A 12,085-nucleotide genomic window follows, 5' to 3' on the forward strand; every position below is an offset into this window, starting at 1 on the left:
ACGCGTTTAAGAACGATATTCTGGATATAATTCAAAGGTTGCATTTTCGGCTTGGAACAAGCCATTTTTAAAAGAATATTTCAGATTTATATCACCCACAAATTCCGAAGGAGAAACCTGAACTGCAGTTGTAGCGGTTAATACTCCATCCTCTACAGTATACCGCATTATACCGCCGATGCCCGGCTTATCGCCAAGATATTCTTTTTCAGTCATCATAAGCTCCGAGGGAATTGTATAATGATTCGCTTGAAGCGTTATTTCAAGCCCTTTCGCGGTATAACTGCCACTAAACTGTTTCAGAAACGCCGTATTGGCATCTTCAACAGGAATCAAGTCTCCCTCCGCAGTATACACAAGAACATTGGACTGGTAAACTCCGGTACCGTACCCGGTGGTCAGAATAATAACGATTTCCTTTTGACCATCTCCATCCAAATCTTGAGTAATAATGAACGGTGCGTAAGAGGGATTCGTTACATTGTATCCAGGTATACTGCGGCTAAATACAGAAGTCTGGATTTGAAGTTGGTCAAAGGTTCCCGTTTCAGTCTTGTTACCTGTAATATGAACGGTTTTATCCTCGGATTCGCCTATCGTAACTCCCGAAATTTTGTCTACCGAAACGGTATTGCTTTTCTCGTCATAGGATACTTTCTTCCCAAACAATTGACCCAGTTCTTTTAACGGGAGCATGACGATCCCGTCCACCTTTTGAGCTGCTTTCGCAGTTACAAGCTCTGTGCCATTTAGCATGATTTTTATAGGATTGGCCTTTGCCAAGGCCATAATTGATGTACCGGATAACAAAACGACAGCGGCCGCCGAAGCAGCGATCATCCATTTTTTAAAAGTCAACGTGAAGCTCCTCTCTTCATCGCATAGCACAGCTTTTGTGTAAAAGCTGCTACCCTATATCCATACTATGTTTTTTGGGGAAGCTTATCCAGCCAAAAGTTTGTAACCTTTACCAGTTGGCCGCTGCGCTTGTCTTCACGTGCTCTATGTTTTACTGCTCCTCGTTTGCGACCAAGCTGCTCTTGATCTCTTCAAAAGAAACAGGTTTGTAGTCCCATAGCTCCACACTGGCATTGAAATAATGCTGTCCCTCGTATTTCTGACTATGAATATGACCGTGAATATTCACGTAGGGCATATGTTTATTCATATACATCGGTTCATGGGATAATATGAAAAAAGACTGGAACACAATCGGGTATTCACTTACTTCATTAAAACCGGCATCCAGCCACCATGCCTTGCTTCGTCCACGGTCATGGTTTCCCAGGATCAGAAACTTGTTCCCGTTTAATCGCTCAACAATAGCCTGCGTTTTTTCTTTATTATAAAAGGAAAAATCGCCGAGATGAAATACCTTGTCCTCTCTGGATACTACGGTATTCCACTGCTTAATCATATACTCGTCCATCTCTTCGGCATTTTGGAATGGCCTGGATTCAAAATCAATAATTTTCTGATGACCAAAATGATGGTCAGAAATCACAAATACACGACTCATTTTCCATTTCCTCCCTTATTATATATCCAATTATAACCTAGACTCTTTCACTTTTTTCAAATTTTATGGAATAAGTATATAAAAAAGCATCATCTTTACGGATAAAGATGATGCTTCCTGCTGTTCAACTGATAAAATAACTTTGTTCTAATTCAACCTCTTCTACCCATACATCCTTAATAGCCGCATCTCGGAGATTCTTCCATATATCATAATAATCTTTGGTCATATATACCTTCATCCGAAATCTTTTCCCTATATTAAACTTTACTTTATAACCAACAATCTTTTCTTCTGACATTGAATCTCCTAACCCCCATGAAACAATCTAGATAGGAGTAGTTTAACATATATCCATGTTCTTATGAAAAACAGATGCAACTTCAATCCAGAATCAATACTTATCAACAATGGCTCCCAATACAGCTGCGCGAACATACCTCTTCGCCTGTAAAGCTTGCAATGATTCCGGGCTTCCCGTAACGACAACACCAATGTTATGCACATCGCCTTTTGTCGGCTCGGTTTTGTCGCCTCTTAATTTATCGAAAATCTGGTGATATTCAAAATCATAGTTTCCTTTCATCTTGAGACCGGCGTGAATGAATTCAATGAACTTTTCCTCGTTGTTCTCAAACTTGTCCTCCTGATCGGCATAGGCAGAGTAACCAAACACATTGCTGCCGGATATCGGAAGATAAGGAACATTTCCTAAATACTTCACATAATGGGCAGAATACGTATCGACCCAGAACCATCTGGCATGAACACCAGCAGGCAGCATGGCACGGATTTCTCCGGAAGTGTAACTGCGGTCGAAGGAAATGGCCAGCTCTACCCTTTTTTCAGGGTCGATCTGACCCAGCTCGGTGACCTCTTTCAGCATTTTGGTATAATGAACCGACGGATGGTAGAACAGCAGCTCTCTTTGCCCATTTTGCATGTTATAGGATCTGGCGAAATTCATGCCTTGCTCTACCATCTTCGGATCCGTGACGCTCAGTGGAGAGTACCCGCCATTATACAACGAAAAATGGTTCAAAACATTGTATTGGATATTCTTCTCCGACCAGGGAAGCGGAATGCCCTCGATGATTTTATAGGTTTGGAATTCCGCCGTTCCGCTCCAGATGCCGTCCACGGATTGAATATTGCCGAGATTCACATTGGGATCCGAAATTTGTTTGTAATGATACATGTCGTTATAAGCGGCATTCAAGCTGTGAGATAACAGTACCCGGTTTGCAATGAGCAAGCCCAGCCCAACCAAAACCGTGCATAAGACTGAAATGATCACGTTCCGCAGCATCGTTTTTCTTTTCGTTTTTTTCAGCAGCTTGTGAAAATCCTTCTCTTCACTCTCTCCGAGCTTTCCAAGCTCATCCAGTTCATCTGAAAAGTCATGGTTCATATCCGTATTCTCCTTCATAGATCTTTTTGAACGTTTTTCGTGCCCGATATAATTCCGTCTTAATCCGCTCGGCCTTCAAATTCATCAAACTGCCTATTTCCTCATAGGACAAACCCATTTCGTACTTCAAAATGAGCAGCTGCTTGTATTTATGCGGTATCTGATTCAGAAGTGCCCTGACCTCCAGACTCTTCTCCTGTCTTAAATACTCGCTTTCCGGGGAATGTTCATCCTGCAGGGACACCGATTCGATCGAAACCGTCTTTCCTCTTCTTGCTTCTTTCCTGTATAGATCATAGTATTTATGGGTGGCCACCTTAAAAAGCCAAGACATGAATTTGGCCGGATCGATTGCTTCCACATGCGCGATACCCTGCATCAGGGTATCCTGTACGATTTCTTCAGCATCAGGCGAACGCGCGCCGATCCGGATTAAATAACGCTTGATGACATTTCCCCTTTGGATCAATTGTTTGATTAATGCCTCATCGATGATTGCCCGCTCCTTTCTACTGACATAACGAAGAAAAAGACTCCTATGTATACAAGAAAACAAAAATGTTGAACAAAAATAGCCGGTTCTTCTGATTTCAGCACAACGCAAAAAACCGCCGTTCATTGGATTTCCACGAAACCCAATCAACAGCGGTCTTAGACAAGCTTATCATAAAAAGCTTGCATTGATTTACATAAAATACGTTTGCTCGTTCAATGCCCCTAACCCTTTCAACTAACCTTATGCTCGATTCTCAGCTTGTCTGCGACCATCGCGATGAACTCGCTATTGGTGGGCTTGGACTTGCTGATGTTGATGGTGTAGCCAAACAGGTGGCTGATGGAATCGATGTTGCCGCGCGTCCATGCTACTTCAATCGCATGACGGATGGCGCGTTCCACGCGGGAAGGCGTCGTTTTGAATTTTTCGGCGATGGCGGGATACAGCGTTTTGGTGATGGCACCCAATATTTCAATATTGTTGTACACCATGGTGATCGCCTCGCGCAAATATTGATATCCTTTAATATGCGCTGGAACACCGATTTCATGTATGATTGAAGTGATATTGGCGTCCAAATTTTTTCCTTTTGCCATTGGAACGACGTTGGACTTGATGGAAGAACTCATGCTGAGATTTCCAGTCGTTACACTCTGCTGTCCTACAAGCTGACGAATCCGGCTCGCAAGAACTTCCATATCAAACGGCTTAAGAATGTAATAAGAAGCTCCAAGCTGTACGGCCCGCTGAGTGATGTTCTCTTGGCCGAAAGCAGTCAGCATAATGATTTTGGGCTGTGGTGACAAATTCATTTCACGCAAGCGCTCAAGAACACCCAATCCGTCCAGATGCGGCATAATGATGTCCAAAATCAGCACATCCGGAATTTTTCTGGAATCACTTATCATATTAAGTACTTCCTCGCCATTATAGGCGATTCCCGTAACCATCATATCTTCTTGCTCCGTAATGTACTCAGCAAGCAAATTTGTGAATTCACGGTTGTCATCTGCCAACAAAACCTCGATTTTTTGCACTGGCTGCTTCCTCCTTAGAATCATTATCCAATTTTTTTTGTCTGAAATAGTTTTCGACATTCGAATTTAAATTCCTTCTGTCGAAAATTATTTTTGTTTATTTTTTTTCAATATTGATTTATAATAAATATTTTTATTCAAAATACTATGTATTTCTAGCTAATACGACAAAAAATCTTAAGGCTCAGCTGGCCTTAAGATTTGATGTATCTTTCGTGTTATTGGGAATCACGCCGGAGTCCTGAAGCATCCATTCAATAAAACAGCCATAACCGGACTTCGGATCATTCACAAACACATGCGTGACAGCTCCGATTAGCTTTCCATCCTGCACGATTGGACTTCCGCTCATCCCTTGTACGATACCGCCTGTTTTTTCGATAAGTCTTGGATCTGTAATCCGGATCACCAAGCCTTTGGTGGCTGGGGTATCCTGTTTGGCTACGTGAACGATATTAACCTTGAATTTCTCAACCTGCTGGCCATCCACAACCGTCAGAATTTCAGCAGGGCCTTCTTTTACATCTTGAGAAAAAGCAACAGGTATTCCTTCTTTATAAAGGCTGTAATCAGGGTTATGCTTCATTTTCCCGAAGATACCGAAATGGGTGTTTCGCTCAATGCTGCCCAAAATTTTGCTGTCCTTCAGAAAGTGGGCTCTTTTCTCACCGGGCTCTCCATCCTGAGATTTAGAAATGGATGTAACGCTGGACTGAAGGATCTCACCACTGCCGACGGTAATAGGTGTTTGGGTATTCATGTCGGTAATCACATGCCCCAGAGCTCCATATACACCTTGATCAGGGGCATAGAAGGTCAGGGTCCCCACTCCTGCAGCAGAATCCCGGATATACAGGCCCAGTCTCCACTTACCTTCGCTTTGGTCGTAAGCCGGTGTTAACTTGGTCTTCATGACCTTATCCCCACGTTTAAAAGTAATCTCAAGGGGCCTTTTCGCTTTGCCCGCATCCTCTACAACCTGAGCCACTTTGGTAATATCCTGAAGTGACTCACCGTTCATATGCGTCATTAAATCACCGAGCTGAATACCTGCATTTTCTCCGGGGGAAACTCTGGTTGTTGGATCAATATGCACCAAATGGTGACCCACCACTAAAATGCCGGCTGATTTCACCTTCACACCAATCGTTTGTCCTCCAGGTATGACTTTAAGGCCAGGAATCACATGAATCTGTACAGTTTTAAAAGGAATCTTGCCAAACAGCTTAAGCGTTAACTTGGCACTGCCGCTCTGCTGGGGGAGCAGCTGCAGCGGATGCTGCCGTGTGACTTTATAGGTTGGAGAAGCAGATCCATTCAACTGCAGCACATCTGGACGATCCACCGTCGCCTGTGCCGCCACCGGCATGGCCAATTGAACGGAGTTCGTTTCGCCAGCGAACATTTTGATCTCACTGGGGATGGACTTAAAGCTTTGCACAGGTGCAGTGATACATAAAAAGCACAGAAAGAAGACAACGAAAAGACCGAGCAATTTATTCCTGAGGCTGGAGTTCAATGGCTGTCACGCTCCCTTTTGCTTCTTTCGCTTGACGAAAAAGGTGGTCGCCAATTGCGTACCTTTAAGATTACCCTGCCCCCAGGCTTTTATTACTGTCAATCATTACTCTGGTGCGGTTTTGGCAGCTTTCCGTTCCTCCGCCAGCTTCAGCATATCTTGGGCATGATGGAGTGTCTTTTCGGTAATTTCAACACCACCCAGCATACGTGCAAGCTCTTCAACACGGCCACGTTCGGAAAGCTCTTCAACCCGCGTCATCGTACGATTACCCTCAATATTTTTCTCGATCAGATATTGGTGATCCGCCATGCAAGCAACCTGCGGCAAATGTGTAATGGAGAAGACCTGACAGTTTTCAGCAAGCTTATCCAGCTTTTCGGCAATGGACTGCGCCGCTCTGCCGCTCACGCCTGTGTCGACCTCATCAAAAATCAGCACAGGGATACGGTCATGTCTCGCAAAAATGCTTTTCATGGCCAGCATCATTCTGGAGAGCTCGCCACCCGATGCAATTTTGCTCAGCGGACGCAGCGGCTCACCCGGATTGGGTGATATCATGAACTCTGCTGTATCAATTCCTTGGCGCGTCAGTTTGATTTTTCGGCCATTGATTTCGGCACCTTTGGGATCCTCAATACGGTCTAATCTAACCTCGAGTGAGGTTCTTTCCATGTGAAGATCCTTCAATTCCCTCTCGACCTGTCCGGCCAGATCTGCGGCGCACATTTGACGCGCCTCGCTTAGCTCCTGTGCCGTCCCGATCAGATCTCCGAGCATCACATCACGGCGGGACTGAAGCTCCTCCAGACGCTCGTCCTTGTTTTCCAGGGCATTGGTCTCCTGAAAAACATTATTGTAATACGCGAGAATTTCATCCACGCTATCCCCATATTTCCGTCGCAATGAGGCTATCAGATCAAGCCGCTGTTCCACCTCATCTAAGCGCTCCGGATTGAATTCAACCTCATCCCGGTAATCACGAAGCTGAAATGCAGCATCCTCAAGCTGGTAATAAGCCGATTGGAGCTGCTCCAAAATAGGCTTCAATTCCTTCTCATCGTATTGCACTACATCCTCAAGCCGGGATACTGCTGTGCTGATCGTCCCCAGTCCCTGCTGACCATAGATCAGATCATATGCACCTGAAACAGAATCCATCATTTTCTCACTATGGGATAGCTTGACCCGTTCTTCCAAAAGCCATTCATCCTCACCGGACTTTAAGGAAGCAGCGGAAATCTCCTCAAGCTGGAAACGGTAAAGATCCAGCATTTGATAGGTCTTTTGGCTGTTGCTCATCAGTTCACGATATTCTTTTTCAATCTTGGAGAACGACGCATACTTTTCTTGATAAAGCTTCTTAACCGGCCCAATGACGGCCTCACCGTATGTATCGAGAAGATGCAAATGACGGTCAGCACGCATCAGGTTCTGATGCTCATGCTGGCCGTGTATATTAATCAGCTGCTCCCCAATTTCCCGAAGCATCGTCAAATTCACAAGCTGCCCATTGATACGTGAAGTGCTTTTCCCTTGACTCGTCACTTCCCTGCGGATAATTAAATGCTCCTCAGGATCGGCCTTGATACCGAGTTGCTCCAGAGCAATCCATACGGGATGATTGTAATGAAGCTCAAACATTGCCTCAATCTCGGCTTTATCGCAGCCATACCGGATCAAATCGGCAGAGCCCCTGCCTCCGGCAATGAGCCCCAAAGCATCAATGACAATCGACTTACCAGCTCCCGTTTCCCCGGTAAGAACATGAAACCCTGCATGAAATGACACATCCACCGCTTCAATCACGGCCAAATTACGGATACTTAATGTCATCAGCATCTAAAAAAGCACCTCCCATTTATGCGCCCATCGCTGATATTAAGAAAAACGTCGATCGACGTACTCTCTAAGGAGACAGACCGCGCTTAGATGTTGTTTTTCTTGCGATATCAGGAAGCTCTTGCTTCGAATTTTATACTTTCTGATATCTTAAGAAATATAGCTCATGATTAGCTCAACCAGACTTTCACTGTCTTCATTGGTCCGGCAGATCATCAGAATCGTATCATCACCGCATATGGTTCCCATAATCTGGTTCCATTCCATATTATCGAGCAGAACCGCAATAGCGTTAGCCGTCCCCGGTAAAGCTTTCATAACAACCAGATTGTTTGTGTAATCGATATGGACAAAGTTATCCACAAGCGCACGTTTCAGCTTCTGAACCGGATTATAACGCTGGTCGGTAGGCAGGGAATATTTATATCTTCCGTCGTCCATCGGCACTTTGATCAGCAGAAGCTCCTTGATGTCTCTCGATACCGTTGCCTGGGTTACCTGAAAGCCAGCAGAACGCAGTGCCTCTACCAGCTCATCTTGCGTTTCAATTTCCTGTTGAGTAATGATTTCCCGAATTTTAATATGTCTTAGACCTTTCATAAGAACCTCCTGAAAAAAACTTATATTTATTCATCATATCCATTAGAGTCCTCTTCATCCCAATCAAAATGAATGCATGCAACCTCATCATTGTCCACATCCACATACAGCACTCCGCCACAGCCCGGATAGAGCAGAAAATAAGGCAGAAGCCGATCCCTGATCGAGCTTCCCGTCCAGTCCATGGGGAGCCGGCTTCGGGCAACTTTGACCAGATACAGAGTATTTTCATCATTCCTGACAATAAAATCAATAAACAAGCGGCTGTAAAAATCCTCTCCGTCCACATCAAACCAAAGGGGGATTTTAATTTTACCGCCCAATACTTCATACCCCGCTCTCTCCAGCATATCTACGGCCGGATGATCAGGTATTTCTTCGTTTATAGGCATTTCCGGCACACGGGCAGGCAGTGGCTTGAATAGCCAATTCCTTAGCCCATTAGCAATCCAGATCAATAACAGCAATCCAATAAGAAGCATGACGAGCCAATCCGCCCGTTCCCCCATCCCGATCACCTCATGGTTCTATTCGCGGGAAAAGAAGAAATTCCTTTTTTTATTAACATGGATGCATCTTGTTTGCGCCTTACGTTATTTTCTATAGGACCATACGTATTACTGCATAAAGATAATTTCAAGTACATTATATCCCAAACAGACGTTCTCCTCAAACTCATTTTTGTATGCTTCGGAAAAATAGCCTGGAAAGAAAAGAAACTCATCACTTGGATGAGTTTCCCGTAAATGTATTCGAGGCTTGAGCCACAATGTCATTAACGATTGCCTGGAGCTTGGAATCAAACCCTTCTGAAGACTCCACTTCTGCTGATTCATCTTCATCTGGCAAATGCCAGTGTGCCAAAAATTCAATATTCCCTTCACCACCGGTAATCGGCGAGAAGGTCAACCCTTTCAGCACGAATCCAAGGTCATGAGCAAAGGAAAGAATGTTCATCAGTACTTCCCGGTGGACGGCTGGTTCACGAACCACGCCGGATTTGCCGACCTTTTCCCGGCCTGCTTCGAATTGCGGCTTAATAAGAGCTGCCACGTCCCCCGGACGTTTCAGCAGCGCCTTTAACGGTGGCAGAATAATCCGGAGGGAAATGAAGGACACATCAATACTCGCAAAATTGGGTTCAGGTCCCTTCAAATCTTCAGGTGTCATATAGCGGAAATTCGTTTTTTCCATCACATTAACCCTGTCATCATTACGCAGAGACCAGTCCAGCTGATTCGAGCCTACATCGATAGCGTAAACATAATCGGCACCATGTTGAAGGGCACAATCCGTAAAACCACCCGTGGAGGAACCGATATCCAGCATGGTTCTGCCTGCCATATCGATGTCAAAGGTACGAATGGCTTTCTCCAGCTTTAATCCTCCGCGGCTGACGTACGGATGCACGGCACCTTTTACACGGATGACCGTTTCCCTGGGGATTTTCATTCCTGCTTTTTCAATGCGTTCCTCATTTGCCAAGACCAATCCAGCCATAATGGCTGCCTTGGCCTTTTCGCGGCTTTCATAAAATCCCTGCTCAACCAGCAGGATATCAATCCGTTCTTTTGGCGAATTCATGTTTATCTCCTGATCTGTTTCCCATTACGAAGAGAATCCCGTCTTACCCATCCCAAAAGTATGCAGCGACATCAGCTTCTTCAGCTCCGCACATACACCTTCAGCAGTCAATCCGGTTTCTTCACGTTGTTCTTTTACGCTACCATGTTCAATAAAACGATCCGGAACTCCCATCAGGGAAACTCTTGTATCAAAAATATGCTTGGAGGCGTAAAATTCCAGTACCGCACTGCCGAGACTTCCCGCTTCGCACACTTCCTCAAGAACAATCATATTTGTATGACTGTTTGCCAGTTCAACCAGCATATCCTCATCGAGCGGCTTTAAGAAACGGGCATTTACGACACGCAGATTAATACCTTCGCGTTTCAATTGTTCAGCTGCCTCGAGGGCAACTTGAACCATAGGGCCACTCGCCAATACAGCATAGCCTTCGCCCTCACGGACCGTTTCCCACTTACCTATCGGAATGGGTACAAGCTTCTCATCCAGAGGCACACCAAGACCATTAATCCGCGGATAACGGTAAGCGATCGGGCCATCGTCATAATCAAGCGCCGTTTTCATCATATGGCGCAGCTCGTTTTCATCCTTAGGCATCATCATGACCATATTCGGAAGATGCCGCATAAAAGCCACATCAAAAACGCCCTGATGCGTTTCCCCATCCGCACCAACAAAGCCTGCACGGTCAATGGCGAACATAACGTTCGCATTGTGCCTGCAAATATCATGCACGATTTGATCATATGCTCTTTGCATAAATGTTGAATACACCGCAAAAACAGGCTTCATGCCTTCCATCGCAAGTGCTGCGCACATCGTAGCCGCATGCTGTTCCGCAATACCAACGTCAATCATACGGCTAGAAAATACCTCACTGAAAGGAATCAGACCCGAGCCTTTCGACATTGCCGGTGTAACGGCTACAATTCTAGGATCCTGTTCTCCAAGCTCAATGAGCGTTTTGCCAAACACATCCGTATACATCGGATTACCAACAGATTTCAGCTCTTTACCCGATTCAATCTTGTAAGGGGAAATACCATGCCATTTGTAGGAATCCGCTTCGGCCGGTTTATAGCCTTTGCCTTTGGTAGTCAGAACGTGAACAAAAACCGGTCCCCGCACGTTGTCGGCTTGTTTAAACGTCTCAATCAGCTTTTGAGTGTCATGTCCGTCAACCGGTCCGAGGTACGTCAAACCAAGCTCTTCGAACAGAACACCCGGCACCATCATATATTTTAGGCTGTCCTTCAGGCGCGAGCCGGTTTTGGCCAGCATGCCGCCGATCGCCGGAATTTTCTTCAGCAGTATTTCAAGCTCATCCTTAGCCCGCAGATAATGGCGGTCAGAACGGATTTTGCTCAGATAATTATGCATCGCGCCTACATTCGGAGCGATGGACATTTCATTATCATTTAGTATGACCATCAGGTCTTTTTGCTCATGTCCAATGTGATTCAAGGCTTCAAAAGCCATGCCACCCGTCAAAGCACCATCTCCGATGATAGCTACGACCTTATTCTTCTCTCCCTTGAAATCACGGGCAAGAGCCATACCCATGGCTGCAGACAGAGATGTGCTGCTGTGTCCGGCTTCCCAAACATCATGGTCGCTCTCATTTCTTTTTACAAAACCGCATAATCCCTTATATTTACGAAGGGTGTCAAATTGGTCCATCCGGCCGGTCAGCATCTTGTGCACATAAGCCTGATGACCGACATCAAAAATAAACTTATCACGTGGGCTGTCATAGCAGTAATGCAGGGCCAGCGTGAGCTCCACCACTCCCAAATTTGATGCAAGATGCCCTCCTGTCACAGACAGCTTCTCAATCAGAAATTGACGGATTTCTGCCGCCAGAGAAGAGAGCTCTTCAACCGATAGAGATTTGATTTGATCAGGCTGATTAATTTGTGGAAGCAGCACGTCAATCTCCCCGCTTTCCTTGATAGAATAAAATATTTTCATTAAGTACGGCTTCCATGTAAAAGCCTCTTTTCATTCATATGGTTACGCTTTCCTTACAGAAACAGCGATTCTTTTCGTCATTATATCACAAAACGTTACGCAA

12 protein-coding genes are annotated in these 12,085 nt (G+C 45.1%); all 12 read right to left on the reverse strand.

Translation table 11 applies throughout. The features are described from left to right. Positions 1 to 6: 6 nt before the first annotated feature. Positions 7 to 858 carry a stalk domain-containing protein gene (locus E6W40_RS15550; protein ID WP_136606287.1) on the reverse strand — a complete coding sequence of 284 codons (852 nt, stop codon included), beginning with the start codon at positions 856 to 858 and terminating at the stop codon, positions 7 to 9. Positions 859 to 1,009: 151 nt separating this feature from the next. Further along, positions 1,010 to 1,519: a metallophosphoesterase gene (locus tag E6W40_RS15555; protein WP_136606288.1), complete on the reverse strand. Its 510-nt coding sequence runs from the start codon at positions 1,517 to 1,519 to the stop codon at positions 1,010 to 1,012. A 124-nt stretch (positions 1,520 to 1,643) separates the two neighbouring features. Continuing rightward, complete coding sequence (locus E6W40_RS29520; RefSeq protein ID WP_168928944.1) at positions 1,644 to 1,820, reverse strand: hypothetical protein; 177 nt, start codon at positions 1,818 to 1,820, stop codon at positions 1,644 to 1,646. 93 nt (positions 1,821 to 1,913) lie between these two features. Continuing rightward, positions 1,914 to 2,930 carry an anti sigma factor C-terminal domain-containing protein gene (locus E6W40_RS15560; protein WP_168928945.1) on the reverse strand — a complete coding sequence of 339 codons (1,017 nt, stop codon included), beginning with the start codon at positions 2,928 to 2,930 and terminating at the stop codon, positions 1,914 to 1,916. Further along, the gene (locus E6W40_RS15565) at positions 2,920 to 3,399 is read right to left on the reverse strand and encodes an RNA polymerase sigma factor (RefSeq protein WP_168928946.1); all 480 of its coding nucleotides are present in this window, start codon (positions 3,397 to 3,399) and stop codon (positions 2,920 to 2,922) included. The genes E6W40_RS15560 and E6W40_RS15565 overlap by 11 nt, the downstream gene beginning before the upstream one ends. A gap of 257 nt (positions 3,400 to 3,656) precedes the next feature. Continuing rightward, positions 3,657 to 4,463, reverse strand: a complete 807-nt coding sequence (gene spo0A, locus E6W40_RS15570; RefSeq protein WP_136606291.1) for a sporulation transcription factor Spo0A — start codon at positions 4,461 to 4,463, stop codon at positions 3,657 to 3,659. Positions 4,464 to 4,647: 184 nt separating this feature from the next. Continuing rightward, complete coding sequence (spoIVB, locus tag E6W40_RS15575; protein WP_136606292.1) at positions 4,648 to 5,982, reverse strand: SpoIVB peptidase; 1,335 nt, start codon at positions 5,980 to 5,982, stop codon at positions 4,648 to 4,650. Between the two features lie 105 nt (positions 5,983 to 6,087). Beyond that, positions 6,088 to 7,824, reverse strand: a complete 1,737-nt coding sequence (recN, locus tag E6W40_RS15580) for a DNA repair protein RecN (RefSeq protein WP_136606293.1) — start codon at positions 7,822 to 7,824, stop codon at positions 6,088 to 6,090. Between the two features lie 150 nt (positions 7,825 to 7,974). Next, positions 7,975 to 8,424, reverse strand: coding sequence for a transcriptional regulator AhrC/ArgR (gene ahrC / locus E6W40_RS15585; RefSeq protein WP_136606294.1), 450 nt, complete (start codon positions 8,422 to 8,424; stop codon positions 7,975 to 7,977). A 26-nt stretch (positions 8,425 to 8,450) separates the two neighbouring features. Further along, positions 8,451 to 8,933: a hypothetical protein gene (locus E6W40_RS15590; protein WP_136606295.1), complete on the reverse strand. Its 483-nt coding sequence runs from the start codon at positions 8,931 to 8,933 to the stop codon at positions 8,451 to 8,453. A gap of 214 nt (positions 8,934 to 9,147) precedes the next feature. Continuing rightward, a complete protein-coding gene (locus tag E6W40_RS15595; protein ID WP_136606296.1) occupies positions 9,148 to 10,008 on the reverse strand; it encodes a TlyA family RNA methyltransferase in 861 nt (286 codons plus the stop codon). 24 nt (positions 10,009 to 10,032) lie between these two features. Beyond that, entirely contained in the window at positions 10,033 to 11,940 is a 1,908-nt protein-coding gene (gene dxs / locus E6W40_RS15600; RefSeq protein ID WP_136607025.1) for a 1-deoxy-D-xylulose-5-phosphate synthase, read from the reverse strand. Positions 11,941 to 12,085: the final 145 nt, after the last annotated feature.

The organism is Paenibacillus dokdonensis, from assembly GCF_004916975.1.
GTDB classification, from domain to species: Bacteria; Bacillota; Bacilli; order Paenibacillales; family Paenibacillaceae; genus Paenibacillus_AQ; species Paenibacillus_AQ dokdonensis.

Bases quoted from the DNA above. Each gene is read 5' to 3' on its own strand.
- E6W40_RS15555 (WP_136606288.1), bottom strand. From the start codon at position 1,519: ATGAGTCGTGTATTTGTGATTTCTGACCATCATTTTGGTCATCAGAAA.
- E6W40_RS29520 (WP_168928944.1), bottom strand. From the start codon at position 1,820: ATGTCAGAAGAAAAGATTGTTGGTTATAAAGTAAAGTTTAATATAGGG.
- E6W40_RS15560 (WP_168928945.1), bottom strand. From the start codon at position 2,930: ATGAACCATGACTTTTCAGATGAACTGGATGAGCTTGGAAAGCTCGGA.
- recN (WP_136606293.1), bottom strand. From the start codon at position 7,824: ATGCTGATGACATTAAGTATCCGTAATTTGGCCGTGATTGAAGCGGTG.
- ahrC (WP_136606294.1), bottom strand. From the start codon at position 8,424: ATGAAAGGTCTAAGACATATTAAAATTCGGGAAATCATTACTCAACAG.
- E6W40_RS15590 (WP_136606295.1), bottom strand. From the start codon at position 8,933: ATGGGGGAACGGGCGGATTGGCTCGTCATGCTTCTTATTGGATTGCTG.
- E6W40_RS15595 (WP_136606296.1), bottom strand. From the start codon at position 10,008: ATGAATTCGCCAAAAGAACGGATTGATATCCTGCTGGTTGAGCAGGGA.